Genomic DNA, 19722 nt, shown 5'->3' with positions numbered 1-19722 from the left:
TGGGTGTGGCGTTTGCCGCCATGGGCCGCCGCTCTGGGCCACCGTTGATACGTATGCTAATCGAAGGTGGTAGTGTGGCGCAAGCAGATCGTCATACTGTCTGACAAGAAGAGAAATTTTATGTCAAATTTGCCGATAAATATCGTCCGCGTCGCCGCTCCCCTGCGCCAGCAGGTGATCGACCTGTTGCGCGCGGCCATCGCCGATGGGCGCTATTCCCCCGGCGACCGGCTGGTCGAGCGCGAGCTGTGCGAGACGCTGCAGGTCAGCCGCCCGATCCTGCGGGAGGCCCTGCGCCAGCTGGAGGCGGAGGGGCTGGTCCACAACGTGCCCCAGCGCGGGCTGGAGGTGGTGACCCTGACGGCGGAAGATGTCCGGCAGATCTATCAGGTGCGCGGCGCGCTGGAGAGCCTCGCGGCGGCGGAGTTCATCGCCCAGGCCAGCCCGGAGCAGTGGGCGATCCTCGCCGACGCCATGGCGGCCTTCGAGGCGGCGGCGGTGGAAGGCGTGCCGTCGCGCATCCGCACGGCGAAGACCATGGTCTACGACACGCTGATCGCCGGCTGCGGCAACCCGACGATGGCGCAGATCCTGAAGGCGCTGCACAACCGCATCCAGCTGCTGCGTGGGGTGTCGCTGGCCGAGCCGGGGCGGCTGCCCAACACGATCCGCGAGATCCGCGAGATCTACGAGGCGATGACCGCCCGCGACACCGCCCGCACGCGCCAGCTCTACGACGAGCACATCGCCAGCGCCGCCCGCGTCACCATGCAGGCTTTAACCGCCGGACGCTGATTGGACGGCGCCGATGGCGATCAGGCGCCGCCGATGCCCTCGGTGAAGGTTTCGCCGGTCCTGGGGTCGATGTCCTCGCCGGTTCCCGGCGTGCCGGGCGCGGCCTCGTCGCGCTCACCGACTGGCTTCCGGCTGTTCGGGTCGTAGCTGCGCGGGGGATGGATGCCGGTGTCGTCCGGCTTCTTCGGGTCGCTCATGCGCCACCTCTGCGAAAGGGATTGCAACCTTCCCGTCAACAAGGGCGGCGGCGTATCCTCACGCAAGCCGGCGACGCGCCGACAGGGAAGGGACACACCATGACGACCGCCAAAAACACCATCTGCCTCTGGTACGACAAGGACGCGGAGGCCGCGGCCCGCTTCTACGCCACGGTCTTTCCCGACAGCGCGGTGGGGGCCGTTCACCGTGCGCCCGGCGATTACCCGTCCGGCAAGGCGGGCGACGTGCTGACGGTGCAGTTTACGGTCGCCGGCATTCCCTGCCTCGGCCTCAACGGCGGGCCGACGTTCAAGCACAATGAAGCCTTCTCGTTCCAGATCGCCACCGACGATCAGGAGGAGACCGACCGCTATTGGAACGCCATCGTCGGCAACGGCGGGCAGGAAAGCGCCTGCGGCTGGTGCAAGGACCGCTGGGGCGTCTCCTGGCAGATCACGCCGCGCGTGCTGACCGAGGCGCTGGCGGCCGGCGGCGACGAAGCCGGGCGCGCCTTCGCGGCGATGATGGGCATGACGAAGATCGATGTCGCGGCGATCGAGGCCGCAAGGCGCGGCTGACGATCCCTGGAGCGGGCTCAGCGGCCCGAAGCCGGCGCCTCCACGGCATCCACAGCCTCGGTCGCGCCGCGCGCGGGAACGCGCAGCAGGCTGGTCAGGCCACCCGCCAGGGTGAGGGCGGCGGCCAAGCCGAGGCCGAGGCGCGGCGCCGCCTCCGGGCCGGACAGCAGCGAGAACAGCACGGTCATGAGCACCGCGCCGGCGGTCTGCCCGACCAGACGCGCGGTGCCCTGCATCCCTCCGGCGGCGCCGCTGCGCGCCTTGGGCACGGTCAGCAGCATGTTGCGGTTGTTGGGCGTCTGGAACAGCCCGAAGCCGAAACCGCACATCACCATGAAGGCCAGCAGCGGCCGCGGGTCATCCCCGAGCGGCCAGACCGCCGCCAGGGCGAGGCCGGCGGCGAGGAGCAGGCCGCCCACGGCACACAGCCAGCCCGTCCCCACGCGGTCGGACAGCCGGCCCGCGATGGGTGCGGCGACGGCAGTCGCCAGCGGCCACGGCACCAGGAACAGCCCTGCCGTGACGATGTCCTGCCCGAGCCCGTGCTGCAGGTGGAAGGGCAGGGCCACGGCGGCGGCCATCTGGCCGGTGAAGCAGAGGACGGAGGCGACCACCGACAGGCGGAAGGAGCGCACCCGCAGCAGATCGAGCGGCACCAGCGGGGCCTCGCGTTTCTTTTCGCGCCGGACCAGTCCGGCGAGGCAGAGCGCCGCGGCCAGCAGCAGCGCGCCGCCGCGCAGGGGCTGCGCCGCGACGGTCTCGGCCCCCATCACCAGGGCGGCGAAGAATCCGGCGTTGAGGGCGACGCTGGCGGGATCGAGGCGGCGCCTGGTTCCCGCGACGGCGGGCAGCGCGCGGGCGGTCACCAGAACGACGAGACCGACCGGGATATTGACCGCGAACAGGAACGGCCAGGGGGCGACGGCGAGGATGCCCGCCCCGATCGTCGGCCCCGCCGCCGAGGCGAGCGCGATGGCCAGCGCGTTCCAGCCGATGGCGGCTCCCAACAGCCGCTGCGGATAGACGAAGCGCAGCAGCGCGACGCCCAGCGCCATCACCGCCGCGCCGCCGAGCCCCTGCACGAAGCGCGCGGCGATCAGCCAGGGCAGCGTCGGCGCCAGGGCACAGCCGGCGGAGGCCGCGGAGAACAGCAGCACCCCGCCGGTGAACACCCGGCGGTGCCCGAGACTCTCGCCGAGGGCGCCGATGGGCAAGAGTGCGATCACCAGCGCCAGCTGGTAGGCGGTGATGATCCAGACGGTGTCGGCGGGCGGAACCCCGAGGGTGCCGGCGACGGTCGGCAAGGCGATGTTGGCGATGGCGCCGTCGAGCACGACGAGCACGATCGCGGCGATGACGGACGCGGCGGCCACGGCGCGGCGGGGCATCGGCAGCCCGTCCGGATTTGGGCCATCCGGATGCGGGGTATCTGGTGTTCGGGCGATGGCGGAACGGGGCATCGGCGTCTCCAACGGTGGTTGGATCAACTATGCCCGCCGCTGGAGATGGCGGAAGACGCCGCCTATGCAGGTTATTCCTGCATGGAACGCCATGTGTTAGCCTTGGCGCCGATGGCCGATCCCGATCTCAACCTTCTCATCGCGCTCGACGCGCTGTTGGCGGAGGGCAGCGTCGTCAAGGCGGCGCGTCGGCTCGGCCTCAGCGATTCCGCGATGAGCCGCACCCTGGCGCGCCTGCGCGAGGTCACCGGGGACCCGCTGCTCGTCCGGGCCGGGCGCGGCCTCGTCCCGACGCCGCGGGCCATCCAGTTGCGGGAGCGGGTGCCCGGCCTCGCCGAGGAGGTCCGCGCGGTTCTGCGTCCGGCGGAAGCCATCGACATCGCCCGGCTGGAGCGCAGCTTCACCCTGCGCGCCAGCGAGAGCTTCATCGAGGTCTACGCCGCCCGGCTGGTCGGCCGCGTCGCCGCCGAAGCCCCCGGCGTCCTGCTGCGCTTCGCGCCGCGGGGGAACCGCGACGCGCAGGCGTTGCGCGACGGTCTGATCGACCTCGACATCGGGGTGCATTCGGAAACCACGCCGGAGCTGAAGGTGCAGAGCCTGCTGCGCGACCGGCTGGTCGCCGCCGTGCGGGAGGGCCATCCGCTGACCCGGCTGGAGACGGTGACGCCGGAACAGTACGCCGCCTGCGGCCATGTGCTGACCTCGCGGCGCGGGCTGGTGCGGGACCGGATGGACGAGGCGCTGGCCGCCCTCGGCCTTGCCCGCAAGGTGGTGGCGGTGGTGCCGAGCTTCCCGGCGGCCCTGGCGATCGTCCGCGCCTCCGACCTGACCGCCCTGGTGTCCGAACGTCAGGTCGCCGCGGGCGTGGCCGGGGTGAGCATCCTGCCGCTTTCCATCGCCCAGGATGAGGTCGTGGTGACGCAGATGTGGCACCCCCGGCAGGACGCCGACCCGGCCCACCGCTGGCTGCGCGGGGTGGTGCTTGGCGCCTGCCGGGAGTCGGCGGGGCCGGATGATTTTTAACGGTAAGCTGATCAGCTGTCCGGGGGACAGTGAGGGGGCCGGATATTTGCAATGCGCCGCGAGCGAACGGCCGCATCGCTTTGGAGAAAAAGTTGCCCTTGCCTATCCGCTCTCTTATGCCTTAGCTATCAGTTAAATCTCAGAGCTGTTGGGCTCGGAGGGCTTTTCGCGTTTTTGGGCTGGGGTCACATGGGTAACTTGGTTAACGAGGCTGGAGCGGTTGCCGAGTCTGCAAGCCTGAAGAGTATCGAGGAGATTACGCCAACCTTGGCTCTTGTGGAGTCCCATCCCCTTGTTAGCGAAGGGCCTCGAGCTGACAAGGCGGATGAGGAACTCCAACCCGCTCCAGCTAACGCTTTGGATATTACGGATACTAGGTCAACCAAGGCTCGCCGTTGGACTCCCCTAGAGTCCATAACTGTTCATAACTTTAAGGCAACTGAAGAGGCGATAATACCAGTTGGCCGTGTGACGATTCTTGTCGGCCCGAATGGCTGTGGAAAGTCGTCTGTTCTGCAAGCAATTCATTGGGCGGCTCGTGCGGCAAGTTACGTTCTACCTAAGAATACAAAGGAAATGATTTCTTTTGAGCGTCTTGACTACGTTCCATCAAGCGAACCGCTCAAGACTCTTCACAAAAGTGAACTCAAAAGTGACAGCAGCTCAACTCCGGTCGAGGTGGTGTTCTCACACCAACCAGTTGGGGAAGAAGCGATTCAAACGACTGTGCGCATACGTGCTGCTCGAAATCGTGGTGGCATCACAGCCTATATGGACGGTGGCGGCGCAGTTACTCCTTACAAACAGCGCTTTCAGTTCATTACAGCATACATCCCAGGGCTGGCCGGGTTGTCCGAAAAGGAGACGATCTTGGCCCAGCCGACCTTGCGTCGTCAAGCAGCAAGCGGTGATGCGGGCGGCGTTCTGAGAAATATTCTTCTCAATCTTCGAAGCAGGAAAACAGGCGAATCTGATGATACTGGTGGTCGGGAGCGGCTTCGTCGTCTAAACGATTTGGTAAACGAAGTACATCCGGGCGTGTCTATTGATGTTTCATTTGATGAGCGTGAGGATTACCATATATCAGCATCGCTTCTGACCGAAGGTCTTGCGGGTCAGCAATGCCCTCTTGAGACGGCTGCAACTGGATTTCTGCAGGTTGTTCAAATATTTGCTTATTTAATACTATTTGAGCCAAAGGTTATGCTGATTGATGAGCCTGATGCGCATCTTCATCCGGATAAGCAAGAGCGCCTTATTGAGGCACTCGAACGTGCTGCTACTACCTATGATACCCAAGTTATTCTTACGACACACAGCCCGCACATTGTAAGAGCGGCTAGTCCGTCAGTGAAGCTGGTGTGGATGAAGAATGGTCGTGTACAGACTGAGGATGATAACGCGATCCGCCGGATGCTGGGATGGGGCGGGCTCGATAAGTCGGCCCTATTTTTCGTCGAAGATGAAAACGACAAGCCTCTTCGGGCAATATTACGGCAATGGCCTGATATCAGCCGACAAGTAGCAGTATGTCGCTGCTTTGGGATAGACAATCTTCCACGTGATAAATTGCTCAAAGGATTGCTTGTTGATGGAGAACTGAAAGTAAACGCTATTATTCATCGGGATGGCGATTTTATGACTGATGAAGAATCAGAAAAATGGAAGGAATCGTTCCAGACAGACGGTGTGTTTCCTTGGGTTACTGCAGGGTCTGATATGGAGGGGTACTTTTCTACTGCATCTTATCTTTCGGCTTTGTTTGGAATTCCATTAGATGAAGCTGAAAATTGGCGGGTTGAGGCTGCTAACTCTGTCGGCGGTGCGCGTGATGCCTTTCTTTCAAAGCGGCAGACCATTGTTCGAGCTATATGGCCGAACGGGGGGTCGCCCAACGCTGAGGCGATGTGGGACGAAGCGGGCGGAAAGTCTCCATCCACTGTAAAAGGAAAGAAGCTGCACTCTGCTTTAAAAGGCGTGGCAAAAAAGTACCGCAAGGACGACAAGTTGCTTGATGCCTTTACGATCCCGGAGGGGTTTGTTGTGGCGGAGGATTTAAGAGAGATTATCGAGGAAGCGATAAAAGACAGTTAGTTAGAACGAAATTACTTGGTAAATAACCTCGTTGATAGTTCACAATTGAGAGTCTGCGTGCGCCAAGTCTATGTAGTTGAGAATATTCCTGTTTTTTTGACTGTCGAGAGGTGGGTTTGGAGGGCATCCACCCCACTGAAGGTCCTATCTGGCGAAGATACGTTACAAGTTGGTCATACATAAATGGTTGCTTTGGGTTATAACCGGGGCCCAGCATGCGCTCATAAATTCGCGCTTTGATGCCCATAGGCATGCGCATTGTCGTCCTGATCCAGCGCCCAGCCGCCCCCTGCGCCTCGACCGCGTGACACGGCGCAAGATAAGAATGCGACTTGTTCGCAATTGCATATTGCCCTATAGGTCTGGCGGCTCGGGGGAGGATTCCGGGGGTCTGTTCAATCCGGTGGCTGGGAGGCCGATCCATGCCGTTCCATCCCAGAATGCAAAGCAGCACGGAAGGGTTCACCATCCTCGGGGACCTTCAGTGGCGCGCCTGGAACGGGATGATCGCCGACATCTGGAACGTCGCCTGCGATCGGAACGGTCAGGGCGAGTATGTGTCCGAAGCCCCGCGGCTGGTGGTGGTCCTCGATCAGGTGGGGGAGGGCGGGCTGCACGTCACCGCCTCGCCCGGCCGCGGCGAGTCCGGCCGGCTCAGCCGGCGCGAGCCGCTGAGCTATGTGCCCGCCGGCCTGCGGGTGTGGTCGCGCACGGTGAACGTCCGCCGGCTCACCCATCTCGACCTCCATTTCGACATGTCCGTTCTGGGGGGCCGCTTCGTGGACGGGCTGGACATCCGGGGCATGGACCGGCCGCGGCTGAATTTCGCGGATGACCGCCTGTTCGCGCTGGCCCGCCTGATCGCTGCGGAATGCCGGACGTCGGCGAACCTGCACGACCTCTATGGCGAGAGCCTGATGGCCGCGCTGTTCGTCGGCCTTGCGCAGGCGGAGCCCGTCGCCGACCGCAAGCGGGGGCAATTGCCGCCGCGCCAGTTGAAGCGCGTCACCGACTACATCGAGGAGCATTGCGGCCGACCCATCCGCCTGCAGGAACTGGCCGAGCTGACCGGCCTGTCCACCACCCATTTCTGCACCGCCTTCAAGGCCTCGACCGGCCTGCCGCCCCACAAATGGCAGATGCGGGTCCGCGTCGAACGGGCCAAGAGTCTGCTGACCGGATCGGACATGACGCTAGCCGCCGCCGCGGTGATGGCGGGCTTCTCCGATCAGGCGCACCTGACTCGCGTCTTCCGCCAGATCGTCGGCACCACACCCGCCGCGTGGCTGCGCAACCAGTGCGGCTGAGGCGGGGCATCGCCCGACGCACCGCCCGACGTGCCCTGGGACCGACGAATGCCGGAAGATCGTCCAACCCGTCCAAAGACCGTTCAATCGCGCCGCTTCATGCACATGCTAATCATTCGCAACAACGAGGGCGCTTCGGGACCCGCCGGTCCGAAGGCGTTTCGCGGATGCCGCATACAGTCCGAGGCCGATTGCGATGAGTGATATTTCCAACAAGCGACTGACCCGCTTCCTTTTGAACGGCACGGCGCTCGCCGCCCTGCTGGTGCCGGCGCTCGCCCAGGCGCAGGGAACGACCGCTCCGGCGGTTCTGGCTCCGGTGACCGTCGAGGGCGACCGGTCCGCCGACACCGCGACCAGCCCGGTCCGCGGCTACGTTCCCGGCCGCTCGGCCACGGGGTCCAAGACCGACATTCCGCTGGAGGCGGTCCCGCAATCCGTCTCGGTGATCGGGCGCGAGGAGATGGACGACCGCGGCGCGCAGAAGGTGGACGAGGCGCTGCGCTACACCCCCGGCGTCTTCAGCCAGCCCTTCGGCCCGGACAGCGACACCAACTGGATCTTCATCCGCGGCTTCCAGGCGACGCAGACTGGCATCTACCAGGACGGGCTCCAGCTCTACAGCTACGGCTTCGGCGGCCAGTTCGTGGACAGCTACACGCTGGAGCGGATCGAGGTGCTGCGCGGCGCCTCGTCCGTGCTCTATGGCGGCAGCAACCCCGGCGGTCTGGTGAATTACGTCTCCAGGCGGCCCGGCGACACGCCGGTGCGCTCGGTCGAGGCGGGGATCAACCAGCACGGCACCGCCCATCTCGGCCTGGACGTCGGCGGCGCCATCGACCCGACGCTGAGCTACCGGCTGACCGGGCGCATCGCCGGCGGCGACAGCTACACCGACTTCGCGGACGGCTTCCGCGGCACCATTTCGCCGAGTTTCAAGTGGTCGCCGAACGAGCGCAGCACGCTGACGGTGCTGACCAACTACACCGACATCGACGAGACGCACAACGGCGGCGCCTTCCTGCCCTATGTCGGCACGGTGAAGCCGGCCCCCTTCGGGCGGATCGACCGCAAGGCTAACTTCACCGAGCCGGACATCGACACCTACCGGCGCCGTCAGGCCTCCATCGGCTACGAGTTCGAGCACCGCTTCGACAACGACCTGACCTTCCGCCAGAACGCCCGCTACGGCTACAGCCGGGTCCACGAGGTCACGGTCTATCCCTTCGGCTACAACGGCTTTTCGGCGGTGCCGACCGATCCGAACAACCTGCTGTCGCGCATCAATTTCGAGCACACGACCAAGGTCAACACCTTCCTGATCGACAACCAGCTCGAATCCAAGTGGCAGACCGGTCCGGTCGCCCACACGGCGCTGGTCGGCGTCGATTACAAGTATTTCAAGATGGATCAGGTGCAGGCTTCGGGCTCGGCCACGCCGATCAGCGCCACCAACCCGGTCTACGGCGCCGCGCAGGGCCAGCGCTTCTCCTACATCGACCAGGAGCTGACGATGGGTCAGCTTGGCGTCTACCTCCAGGACCAGATGCGCTTCGGCCAAAGCTTCCTGGTGACGCTGAACGGGCGCTACGACATCGCCTCGACCGACGCCGACGGCACGCCCGCCTACGACGGCAAGGACGGCAAGTTCAGCGGGCGCGCCGGTCTGGCCTACGAGTTCGCCAACGGCGTGACGCCCTATGTCAGCGCCTCCACCTTCTTCAACCCGGTGCTGGGATCGTCGGCGGTGGCCGGCGTGTTCAAGCCGGAAACCGGCCAGCAGTACGAGGTCGGCGTCAAGTTCCGCCCGGCCTGGATGGACGCCATCTTCACCGCGGCCCTGTTCGACCTGACGCGCACCAACGTGGTGACCGGTCCCTTCAACGCCGAGACGCAGCTGGGCGAGGTCAATTCGCGGGGCATCGAGCTTGAGGCCAAGGCCAACATCACGCCGAACCTGAAGGCGGTGGCCTCCTTCACCGCGCTCGACCTCGACATCAAGAAGGACGCCAACCCGGCGCTGATCGGTAAGACCCCCTACATTGTGCCGCAGGTCCAGGGCTCGGCCTTCCTCGACTACACCTTCCGGGAAAGCGCGCTGGACGGCGTGTCGGTGGGCGGCGGCGTGCGCTACGTCGGCTCGTCCTGGGCCGACAACGAGAACACGCTGAAGGTCCCCGCCGCCACCGTCTTCGACGCGCGGATCGGTTACAAGCCCGCCGCCTGGGGCGTGAACCTCGCCGTCACCAACCTGCTCGACAAGGAGTATGTGGCGAGCTGCCAAACCCAGTTCTCCTGCGGCTACGCCGAGGGTCGGACCGCTCTGCTGACCGTCAACATGACGTGGTGACCAGGTTAATCCCCTCTCCCCTCTGCTCACGCGCAAACACAGTTTGCGCTGACGCGACAGGCGGACCTTTGGTCCGCCGAAAGCGGGGAGAGGGTTAGGGTGAGGGGGTTGCGCTTTTGCCGAACGTGCCGCCACGGACATCCCCCTCTCCCTCCCCACGCCTGCGGCGCGGGTCCCCTCCCTCTCCCCGGAGGGGCGAGGGATATAGAGGTAGGGATATAGAGGTGAAGACCGATGAGCCCGGACCAGACCCACCCCCTCTACGAGCTTGAAAGCGTGAGCTTCTCCGTTGCCGGACGGGCGATCCTGTCGGGACTGTCGCTCCGGCTGGAGCAGGGGCGGATCTATGGGCTGGTCGGCCCCAACGGGTCGGGCAAGAGCACGCTGATCCGCCTGCTGGCCCGCCAGCAGCCGCCGGGCGGTGGCACCATCCGCTGCCTGGGAACGGACCTCGCGCGGATCGGCGACCGCGACTTCGCGCGCACCGTCGCCTACATGCCGCAATTCACCCCGCCCGCCGAAGGCATGACGGTGCGGGAGCTGGTGGCGCTCGGCCGCTTCCCCTGGCACGGCGCGCTCGGCCGCTTCGGGGCGGAGGACGCCGCCAAGGTGGCGGAGGCCATCGCCGAAACCCACCTGGACGCCTTCGCCGACCGGCTGGTCGACAGCCTGTCGGGCGGCGAGCGGCAGCGCGTCTGGCTGGCGATGATGCTGGCGCAGGACACGCGCTGCCTGCTGCTCGACGAGCCGACCTCGGCGCTGGACATCGCCAGCCAGGTCGAGCTGCTGGGGCTGGTGCGCCGGCTGAGCCGGGCGCGCGGCATCGGCGCGGTCATCGTTCTCCACGACATCAACATGGCGGCCAGCGTCTGCGACGAGATCCTGGCGATGCGCAACGGCGCGCTGATCGCCCAGGGCACGCCGGATGCCATCATGACCGGCGAGACGCTGGGGGCCATCTACCGCCTCGCCATGACGACCGTCCCGCACCCGGTGACCGGCAAGCCGATCGGATGCGTGCTGTGACGGGACGGGCGACGATCACCCGCCGCCACGCGCTGGGCCTCGCCGCCGGAGCGGTGCTGCTGCCGTGCCTCGGGCACGCCGCGTCCGGGCGGCGGGTCGCCGCCATCGACTGGGCGGGGCTGGAGACGGCGCTGGCGCTGGGCATCGTGCCGGTCGCCGCGACCGAGCTGATCCAGTTCCGCAAGACCGTCGTTGAGCCAGAGGTTCCGGACTCGGTGATCGACCTCGGCCTGCGCGGCATGCCGAATTACGAGGCGCTGACGCTGGCCGAGCCGGACCTCATCCTCACCTCCAACTATTACGAGGGTCAGCGGGGCAGCCTGGAGCGGGTGGCGGAAACCCTGTCGCTGCCGATCTACCAGCCGGGCGTTCCGCCCTACGGGCTGGCGGCGGAGGCCGCGGTGACCCTTGGCCGAGCGCTGGGCCGAGAGGCGGAGGCCCGCGCCTTCGTCGCCGGGGCGGAGGCGGAGATCGCCCGGCTGGGCGACTCCCTGCGCGGCGTCGTCCGCCGTCCGGTTCTGGCGATCAACTTCGGCGACGCCCGCCATGTCCGCGCCTTCGGCGACGACAGCATGTTCGGCGCGGTTCTCCAGCGGCTGGGGCTGCGCAACGCCTGGGCCTCGCAATCGAGCTACAGCGCCGCGGCGCCGCTGGGGATCGAGGCGCTGGCCCGGATGCCGGACGCCATCACCGTCGTCGTTCCGCCGCTGCCGCCCGATGTGGTGCGCGGGCTGGACGACAGCGCCCTGTGGCAGGCTCTGCCGATGGTGCGGGAGAAGCGGGTGAGCGTGATCGGGCCGGTCAACCATTTCGGCGGGCTTCCGGCCGCCCTGCGTTTCGCCCGCCTCGTCACCGCCGCCCTGCTGTGGCCGGAGACCGCCCGCCATGGCTGAGCGCGTGGCCGTCAACCGCATCCTGCTGTGGAGTGGGCTGGCGCTGGCCGCCGCCGCGCTGTCCATCCGGCAGATCGCCGGGCACGCCGCCGCGCCATCCATTCCCCTGCCGCCGGACGCCGCGTGGCTGGACGGCGTCATCCTCTACCACAGTGTGCTGCCGCGCATCGCGGTGGCGCTGGTCGCCGGGGCGGCGCTCGGCCTGTCGGGGCTGCTGCTCCAGCGCGTGTTGCGCAACCCGCTGGCCGAGCCGTCGACGCTCGGCGTGTCGGCGGGCGCCCAGCTCGCCCTGACGCTGGGGATGCTCTATGCCCCGGCCTTGATGAATCACGCGCGGGAGGGGGTGGCACTGGCCGGCGGGCTGGCCGCGGTCGGGCTGATCCTCGCCATGACGTGGCGGCGCGGGCTGGAGCCGGTGGCCGTCGTGCTGGCCGGGATGATGGTCGCCCTGACCGCGACCATGGGCAGCGCCGCGCTGATCCTCGCCAACGGCGAATACCTCTTCTCCATCTTCCTCTGGGGCGGCGGGGCGCTGGCCCAGCAGAGCTGGGGGCCGACGCTGACCATCGCCGTCCGTCTGGCGATCGGCGCCGGCGCCGCCGTCCTGCTGATGCGCCCGCTGGCCATCCTCGGGCTGGACGACGCCAGCGCCCGCAGCCTGGGCGTCGCCCTCAACGCCACGCGCTTCGGCGTCATCGGGGTCGCGGTCTGGCTGGCGGCCAGCGTGACGGCGGAGGTCGGGGTGATCGGCTTCGTCGGTCTGGCCGCCCCGGCGCTGGCGCATCTGAGCGGCGCGCGCACTCAGGGCCAGAGGCTGATCGCCGCTCCGCTGATCGGTGCACTCCTGCTCTGGCTGACCGACGGGCTGGTGCAGCTCCTCGCCGGGGTGGACGGGGAGCGGGTGCCGACCGGGGCGGCGACGGCGCTGCTCGGCGGCCCGCTGCTGCTCTGGCTGCTGCCGCGCCTGCGCATGTTCGAATGGCCGTCGCTGAACAGCCGTCCTGCGCCGTCGCGCCGCAGCGCGCGCCCTTACCGGCTGATCGCCCTGTTCGCCATCCTCGGCGCCGTCGCCGTGGGCCTCGCGCTCACGGTCGGCTACGGGCCGGGCGGCTGGACGCTGTCCACCGGCCCGCTGCTCGACACGCTGCTGGGCTGGCGCGGCCCCCGCGTGGCGGTCGCGGCGGCGGCGGGGGCGATGCTGGCCGCCGCCGGGATGCTGTTGCAGCGGGTGACCGCCAACCCGCTGGCCAGCCCGGAAATCCTCGGCGTCGGCACGGGGGCGGGCGTTGGGTTGACCGCCGCGCTGTTCCTCGTCACCGCACCCGGTTTCGGCGTGCAACTCGCCGCGTCGGCGGCCGGGGCGGTGCTGACGCTGGCCGCCATGCTGGCCCTGTCGCTGCGCGCCGGCTTCGGACCGGAGCGGCTTCTGCTGGCCGGCATCGCCATGAGCGCCCTGTGCAGCGCCGTCCTGACCGCGGTCATCGCCACCGGCACGCCGCAGGCCTTCGCCCTGCTGCGCTGGCTGAGCGGCTCGACCAACGAGGCCGGTCCGGGCGACGCTTGGTTCTGCGTCGGGGCGGCGGCGCTACTGCTGGCAACCCTGCCGCTGACCGCCAAGTGGCTGGAGATCCTGCCGCTGGGGGACGTGACGGCGCGCTCCATGGGGTTGCCGGTGCGGCGCTGCCGCGTCCTGCTGGTGCTGCTGGCCGGGCTGCTGACCGCGGCGGCGGCGCTGTTCGTCGGACCGCTGAGCTTCATCGGCTTGATCGCGCCGCATCTCGCCCGGCTGGCCGGGCTGGGCCGTCCGCTTCAGCAGGGGATCGGGGCCGTCCTGATCGGCGGCGGGCTGATGGTGGTGTCGGACTGGCTGGCCCGCACCGTCGCCTTCCCCTATCAATTGCCGCTCGGCCTGTTCGCCGCTCTGCTCGCCGGCCCCTATCTGATCTGGCTGCTCGGCCGCTCCGACGCCCGCAGCCATTGACCACGCCTGACCCTTTCCGCCGTTCCGCAATGAGAAGAGCCATGCTTCGCCGCTTCCTCTCCTACTACCGTCCCTTCACCGGCCTGCTGGTCCTCGACATCGTCTGCGCCGTCCTGTCGGGCCTGCTGGAACTGGGGTTCCCGATGGCCGTGCGCGCCTTCGTGGACCAGCTCCTGCCGACCCAGGACTGGCCGCTGATCGTCGCCGCCACCGTGGCGCTGCTGGCGATCTACATGGCGAACGGCGGTCTGATGGCCATCGTGACCTATTGGGGCCACATGCTCGGCGTGAACATCGAGACGGAGATGCGCCGCAAGAGCTTCGACCATCTGCAGAAGCTCTCCTTCAGCTTCTACGACAACAACAAGACGGGCCATCTCGTCGGGCGGGTCACCCGCGACCTGGACGAGATCGGCGAGGTGGCGCACCACGGTCCCGAGGACCTGCTGATCGCGGTGATGACCTTCGTCGGAGCCTTCATTCTGATGGCCGTGGTGCATCTGCCGTTGGCCCTCATCACTGCGGCCATCGTTCCGGTGATCGCCTTCGTGACCAGCCGCTACGGCGGGCGGATGACGAAGAACTGGCAGACGCTCTATTCCCGCGTCGGCGACTTCAACGTCCGCATCGAGGAGAATGTTGGCGGCATGCGGGTGGTCCAGGCATTCACCAACGAGGACCACGAGCGCAAGCTGTTCGCCGAGGACAACGCCCGCTACCGCAAGACCAAGCTCGCCGCCTACAAGATCATGGCGGCCTCGACGACGCTCAGCTACATGAGCATGCGGCTGATCCTGATCGTCGTCATGCTGACCGGCGCCCATTTCGTGCTGGTGGGCGAGCTGACCCAGGGCGGCTTCTTCGCCTTCCTGCTGCTGGTCAACACCTTCTTCCGCCCGATCGAGAAGATCAACGCGGTCATCGAGACCTACCCCCGCGGCATCGCCGGCTTCCGCCGCTACACCCAACTGCTCGACACCCAGCCGGACATCGCCGATGCGCCCGACGCCGTCGCGGCCCCGGCGCTGAAGGGCGACATCCGCTACGAGGGCGTGTCCTTCGGCTACGACCCGGCGCGCCCGGTGCTGAAGGGCGTCGATCTGACGATCAAGGCCGGCTCGACCGTCGCCTTCGTCGGGCCGTCGGGCGCCGGCAAGACGACGATCTGCTCGCTGCTGCCGCGCTTCTACGAGGTCATGGCGGGGCGCATCACCATCGACGGCCTGGACATCCGCGCCATGACGCTGGCCTCGCTGCGCCGGCAGATCGGCATCGTCCAGCAGGATGTCTTCCTGTTCGGCGGCACGATCCGCGAGAACATCGCCTACGGCCGTCTCGGCGCCGGCGACGCGGAGATCATGGAGGCGGCGCGCCGGGCGCATCTCGATGGGCTAATCGCCGCGCTGCCGGAGGGGCTCGACACCATCATCGGGGAGCGCGGCGTGAAGCTGTCCGGCGGGCAGAAGCAGCGCCTGACCATCGCCCGCATGTTCCTGAAGAACCCGCCGATCCTGATCCTCGACGAGGCGACCTCCGCGCTCGACACCCAGACCGAGCGGGAAATCCAGAAGTCGCTGATGGAGCTGGCGGAGGGGCGGACCACCCTGGTCATCGCCCACCGTCTGGCGACCATCCGCAACGCCGACGAGGTCTATGTCGTCGGCACCGACGGCGGGCTTCAGCGGATCACGCACGAGGAGCTTGCGGCGCGCGGCTGATCGCGCCGCGCCTCGGGGGGCAGAAACGCTCCTCGGCGCGGCACCATCGCTCTGTCGGCCTGTTTGTGGACGTGAGTCACAGGCAGGAGGGCGACATGGCATCGCGCGCCGAGCGCACCGACCCCCGTTTGTGGGAGACGGTGAAGACAAGCATCTTGAAAGGCGGCAAGGGCGGCGAGCCCGGCCAATGGTCCGCCCGCAAGGCTCAGATGGCCGTTCAGGAATACAAGCGGTGCGGCGGCGGCTACGCGGGGCCAAAAAGTGCGGACAACAGCCTGAGCCAGTGGACCGACGAGGAATGGGGCACGCGCTCCGGCAAGCCGAGCGCGGAAACGGGGGAACGTTACCTCCCCCGGCAGGCCCGCGAACACCTGTCCAAAGCGGATTACCAGCGCACCAGCGACAAGAAGCGCGCCGACTCGGAGAAGGGCAGGCAATTCTCAAAGCAGCCGGTCGACGTTGCCCGGAAGACGGCGCCGTTCCGGCATCATGCCGATGGGAACTGGACCCGCGCGGCCCTCTACGAGAAGGCAAAGCAGCAGAACCTGCCCGGCCGGTCCCGCATGAGCAAGGAGGAGCTGCAAAAGGCGCTCTCCTGACCCGCTCTCCTGACCTGGAGAGGGCCGTGCACGGATTACTCGCGCATCAGCTTCGGCAGATCCATGGCGACGCGGCCAATGTCCTCGCGTCGCAGGTCCCGCGCGGCCAGTTCGGCCCTGCTCAAAGCCGACAGCTCACAATAGACGGTATAGGCGGCGGATGCCTCGAACCAAGCGCTCACGAACTCGCGAACGCCCCTCGCGATACCCGACAGAAGACCGTCATGATCGGTGTGCGAAGCGGTGGTGTAAGCCATGGTGCATCTCCCTCATGTCTGATGAGGATGACTGTACACTGGCATACCAAATACCAGATGCGCTGAGTGCGCAACGCAGCGAGGCAAGAAAATTACAGCTATGTCAAGCGTTTTGTAGGTGAATTGTCAAAGATGCCAATAGTTCGGATATCCGCATAAATGCCTGATGTATGGGCATGACAAGTACCGAGACGCCCGGCTTGCCGGACGCCGTTGTCAGAAGGTCTTCCTCATGGCGCAACGCTGTGCGGTCGGGAGCCCAGATTGTTCCTCAGCGTCCAAAACAGCGCTCAGCCGGGGGCCTAGGTTTTCACCATCCAGCGTGATGAACCCAAGTCTTCGATAATAAGGTTCGTTCCACGGCACGTCCCTGAAGGTGGTCAAGGTCAGAGAATAGACGCCGTGATCGGCGGCATGGTGCTGAGCCGCTTCCATCAGCATCCGCCCGATGCCGCGCCGGTGCTGATCCCGATGGACGGCCACTTGCCAAATGTGAAGGGCGTCGGGCGTTGCCTCCCCATTCAGGAACGCGGCAATTCCACACCCTTCCAGGTCGGCGACAAGCGCAATGCCATGGGCGATCAGAGCGCGATGCCGTTCCTCCGATTGGACATTGTCGTCAGCGATCCACTCCAGCCCCGTCCATTGCCGAAAGGCCTCGCCGGCACTGCGCTCGATCTCTGGCAGAAGGGGGGCGTCGCAAGCGCGCGCAGGTCTTATCCGTATCATTTGCGTGGTCGACGGCCTGTCGGTCCATAAGCTGATCTCGGGCTCGTCATAAGGCCCCACTCTCGAGAAATGGGGGCCGCACATGAAGTAGGCGGAGCCTTGCAGCCCCGCCCAGCCTCACGTCAAGCGCCGATATGCTCAGGTTATGCGCAAACCTGCACGGCTTCTTAGACGTCCAGGTTGGCGACCTTCAGGGCATTCTCCTGGATGAACTCGCGGCGCGGCTCGACGATGTCGCCCATCAGGGTGGAGAAGACCTCTTCCGCCTGATCGGCGTGGTTGACCTTCACCTGCAACAGCGAGCGCTTGGTCGGGTCCAGCGTGGTTTCCCAGAGCTGATCGGGGTTCATCTCGCCCAGGCCCTTGTAGCGCTGGATCGTCACGCCGCGGCGGCCCAGCTCCATCACCGTGTCGAACAAGGCGACGGGTCCGGTCAGGCTGCGACTCTCCTTCTGCTTCTCGAAGGCGCGGCCCGGCTCGGCGTAGACACGCTTCAGGTCCGCCGCGATGGCGTCGAGTTTGCGGGCCTCGGCGCTCTTCAGCAGGTCGGCGTCGAGATGGTGGCGGTGGGTCACGCCGCGGCGCGTCCGCACCAGCGCATAGCCGCCCTGGAGCAGGCTCTCGCCGCGCCAGCCGCCTTCCACGTCCAGCGCGTTCAGCCGGGCGGCCACCGTCTCGGCCGCCTGCTGCGCCTGGGCGGTGTCCTGCGACAGAGCGACCGACAGGGCGCCGCTCACCGCCGCCGATTCCACAACCAGGAGATTGCCGGCCTTGCGGGCCAGCGTCTCGATGTGCAGGCGGGCGCCGCGGGCCTGTTCGACCATCTCCCGCAGCGGGGCGCCGTTCAGCAGGGAGCCGTCGGCGGGGCGCACGGACAGGTCGCCCAGCGCCGCCTCGATCAGATACTCCTCCAGCGCCCGGTCGTCCTTCAGGTACCGTTCCTTCGCGTTGCCGCGCTTGATGCGGTAGAGCGGCGGCTGGGCGATGTAGAGATAGCCGCGGTCGATCAGCTCTGGCATCTGCCGGAAGAAGAAGGTCAGCAGGAGCGTGCGGATGTGGCTGCCGTCCACGTCCGCGTCGGTCATGATGATGATCTTGTGGTAGCGCGTCTTGTCCGGGTTGAACTCGTCGCGCCCGATGCCGGTGCCCAGGGCCGCGATCAGCGTGCCGATCTCCGCCGAGGACAGCATCTTGTCGAAGCGCGCCCGCTCGACGTTCAGGATCTTGCCGCGCAGCGGCAGGATGGCCTGGAACTGGCGCGACCGGCCCTGCTTGGCCGAACCGCCCGCCGAATCGCCCTCCACGATGAAAAGTTCGGACAGCGCCGGGTCGCGCTCCTGGCAGTCGGCCAGCTTGCCGGGCAGGGAGGCGATGTCGAGCGCACCCTTGCGCCGGGTCAGCTCGCGCGCCTTGCGGGCGGCCTCGCGGGCGGCGGCGGCCTCGACCACCTTCTGGACGACGCGCCGGGCGTCCGCCGGATGCTCCTCGAAATATTGGGCGAGGCATTCGCCCACCACCGCCTCGACCACCGGGCGGACTTCCGACGAGACCAGCTTGTCCTTGGTCTGGCTGGAGAATTTCGGGTCGGGCACCTTCACCGACAGCACGCAGGTCAGGCCCTCGCGCGCGTCGTCGCCGGAGAGGTTGACCTTCTCCTTCTTCGCGATGCCCGATTCGTTGGCGTAGTTGTTGACCGCCCGCGTCAGCGCCGCGCGGAAGCCGGCGAGGTGGGTGCCGCCGTCCTTCTGCGGGATGTTGTTGGTGAAGCAGAGAGTCGTCTCGTGGTAGCTGTCGTTCCACTGGAGCGAGCATTCCACGCTGACCAACCCGCCATGCTCGGTCGGGCGCTCCGCCCTGATGGAGATCGCCGGCTTGTGCAGCGGCACCTTGGAACGGTCGAGCCAGTTCACGAAGGCTTCCAGGCCGCCTTCATAATGGAGGTCCTGAACCCGCGGCTCCACGCCGCGGGCGTCGGTCAGCACCAGCCGCACGCCGGAGTTCAGGAAGGCCAGCTCGCGCAGCCGGTGTTCCAGCGTGGCGAAGTCGAATTCGGTGTTGGTGAAGGTGTCCTTGGACGGCAGGAAGGTGACCTCGGTGCCGGAGAGCGGCTTCTGCCCGCCATTGCCGTCGTCCACCATCGGGGCCGGGCCGACGTCGGCCAGACGGGCATCGGCGACGCCGTGGCGGAAAAGCATGAACCATTCGCGGCCGTTGCGCCAGATGCGCAACTCCAGCGTCTCCGACAGGGCGTTCACCACCGACACGCCCACGCCGTGCAGGCCGCCCGACACCTTGTAGGAGTTCTGGTTGAACTTGCCGCCGGCGTGGAGCTGGGTCATCACGACCTCCGCCGCCGACACGCCCTCTTCGGAGTGGATGTCGGTGGGGATGCCGCGGCCATTGTCGCGCACCGTGACCGACCCGTCGGCGTTGAGCTGCACCACGACCGCGTCGCAGTAGCCGGCCAGCGCCTCGTCGATCGCGTTGTCCACGACTTCGTAGACCATATGATGCAGTCCGGAGCCGTCATCGGTGTCGCCGATGTACATGCCCGGACGCTTGCGCACGGCGTCCAGCCCGCGCAAGACGGTGATCGATTCCGCGCCGTAATCCTGCTGCGGGAGGTCGTTCTTAAGTGCTTCCTGTGCCATGGTGCGACTATAGCAGACTGCGTTGGGTTTCGGCGGAATACCGTACTTCGGTCGGTGATTTTC

The 19722-nt window shown here is 66.8% G+C and carries 16 protein-coding genes; 11 read left to right on the top strand and 5 right to left on the bottom strand.

Annotated features, from left to right (window positions below):
* Positions 1-120 precede the first annotated feature (120 nt).
* The gene (locus JJL56_RS19105) at positions 121-795 is read left to right on the top strand and encodes a GntR family transcriptional regulator (protein WP_211111913.1); all 675 of its coding nucleotides are present in this window, start codon (positions 121-123) and stop codon (positions 793-795) included.
* A 20-nt stretch (positions 796-815) separates the two neighbouring features.
* On the opposite strand, the gene JJL56_RS19100 is transcribed toward JJL56_RS19105, so the two are convergent.
* The gene (locus tag JJL56_RS19100; protein ID WP_186452984.1) at positions 816-992 is read right to left on the bottom strand and encodes a hypothetical protein; all 177 of its coding nucleotides are present in this window, start codon (positions 990-992) and stop codon (positions 816-818) included.
* A 99-nt stretch (positions 993-1091) separates the two neighbouring features.
* Here JJL56_RS19100 and JJL56_RS19095 point away from each other — a divergent pair, with 99 nt between their 5' ends.
* Positions 1092-1571: a VOC family protein gene (locus tag JJL56_RS19095; RefSeq protein ID WP_200485948.1), complete on the top strand. Its 480-nt coding sequence runs from the start codon at positions 1092-1094 to the stop codon at positions 1569-1571.
* Between the two features lie 17 nt (positions 1572-1588).
* On the opposite strand, the gene JJL56_RS19090 is transcribed toward JJL56_RS19095, so the two are convergent.
* Complete coding sequence (locus JJL56_RS19090; RefSeq protein ID WP_211111912.1) at positions 1589-3031, bottom strand: MFS transporter; 1443 nt, start codon at positions 3029-3031, stop codon at positions 1589-1591.
* Positions 3032-3112: 81 nt separating this feature from the next.
* Between JJL56_RS19090 and JJL56_RS19085 the strand changes: the two genes are divergently transcribed.
* The 9 genes from JJL56_RS19085 to JJL56_RS19045 all read left to right on the top strand — a co-directional run bounded on the left by JJL56_RS19085 (position 3113) and on the right by JJL56_RS19045 (position 16022).
* Complete coding sequence (locus JJL56_RS19085) at positions 3113-4054, top strand: LysR family transcriptional regulator (RefSeq protein WP_345772604.1); 942 nt, start codon at positions 3113-3115, stop codon at positions 4052-4054.
* Positions 4055-4243: 189 nt separating this feature from the next.
* Positions 4244-6148 (top strand): ATP-dependent nuclease, encoded by a 1905-nt coding sequence (locus JJL56_RS19080; RefSeq protein WP_200485946.1) that lies wholly within the window; start codon positions 4244-4246, stop codon positions 6146-6148.
* A 422-nt stretch (positions 6149-6570) separates the two neighbouring features.
* Positions 6571-7455 (top strand): AraC family transcriptional regulator, encoded by an 885-nt coding sequence (locus JJL56_RS19075; protein WP_200485945.1) that lies wholly within the window; start codon positions 6571-6573, stop codon positions 7453-7455.
* A 196-nt stretch (positions 7456-7651) separates the two neighbouring features.
* Entirely contained in the window at positions 7652-9805 is a 2154-nt protein-coding gene (locus tag JJL56_RS19070) for a TonB-dependent siderophore receptor (protein WP_200485944.1), read from the top strand.
* Positions 9806-10039: 234 nt separating this feature from the next.
* Complete coding sequence (locus JJL56_RS19065) at positions 10040-10831, top strand: ABC transporter ATP-binding protein (protein WP_200485943.1); 792 nt, start codon at positions 10040-10042, stop codon at positions 10829-10831.
* On the top strand, positions 10819-11724 hold the full coding sequence (locus JJL56_RS19060) for an iron-siderophore ABC transporter substrate-binding protein (protein ID WP_211111911.1): 906 nt from the start codon (positions 10819-10821) through the stop codon (positions 11722-11724). Before JJL56_RS19065 ends, JJL56_RS19060 begins: the two co-directional genes overlap by 13 nt.
* Entirely contained in the window at positions 11717-13705 is a 1989-nt protein-coding gene (gene fhuB / locus JJL56_RS19055) for a Fe(3+)-hydroxamate ABC transporter permease FhuB (protein ID WP_211111910.1), read from the top strand. Before JJL56_RS19060 ends, fhuB begins: the two co-directional genes overlap by 8 nt.
* A 41-nt stretch (positions 13706-13746) precedes the next feature.
* Positions 13747-15423, top strand: coding sequence for an ABC transporter ATP-binding protein (locus JJL56_RS19050; protein ID WP_200485942.1), 1677 nt, complete (start codon positions 13747-13749; stop codon positions 15421-15423).
* A 95-nt stretch (positions 15424-15518) separates the two neighbouring features.
* On the top strand, positions 15519-16022 hold the full coding sequence (locus tag JJL56_RS19045; protein WP_200485941.1) for a hypothetical protein: 504 nt from the start codon (positions 15519-15521) through the stop codon (positions 16020-16022).
* A gap of 35 nt (positions 16023-16057) precedes the next feature.
* Here JJL56_RS19045 and JJL56_RS19040 read toward each other — a convergent pair whose 3' ends face one another.
* The 3 genes from JJL56_RS19040 to gyrB all read right to left on the bottom strand — a co-directional run bounded on the left by JJL56_RS19040 (position 16058) and on the right by gyrB (position 19659).
* Positions 16058-16279 carry a hypothetical protein gene (locus JJL56_RS19040; protein ID WP_200485940.1) on the bottom strand — a complete coding sequence of 74 codons (222 nt, stop codon included), beginning with the start codon at positions 16277-16279 and terminating at the stop codon, positions 16058-16060.
* 216 nt (positions 16280-16495) lie between these two features.
* Positions 16496-17008 (bottom strand): GNAT family N-acetyltransferase, encoded by a 513-nt coding sequence (locus JJL56_RS19035; RefSeq protein ID WP_200485939.1) that lies wholly within the window; start codon positions 17006-17008, stop codon positions 16496-16498.
* A 167-nt stretch (positions 17009-17175) separates the two neighbouring features.
* Positions 17176-19659, bottom strand: coding sequence for a DNA topoisomerase (ATP-hydrolyzing) subunit B (gyrB, locus tag JJL56_RS19030; RefSeq protein WP_145627056.1), 2484 nt, complete (start codon positions 19657-19659; stop codon positions 17176-17178).
* Positions 19660-19722 lie beyond the last annotated feature (63 nt).

Origin of the sequence: Azospirillum aestuarii (assembly GCF_016632405.1) — a bacterium.
Taxonomy (GTDB): domain Bacteria; phylum Pseudomonadota; class Alphaproteobacteria; order Azospirillales; family Azospirillaceae; genus Azospirillum; species Azospirillum aestuarii.
This window is presented reverse-complemented; position numbering and strand designations above follow the sequence as displayed.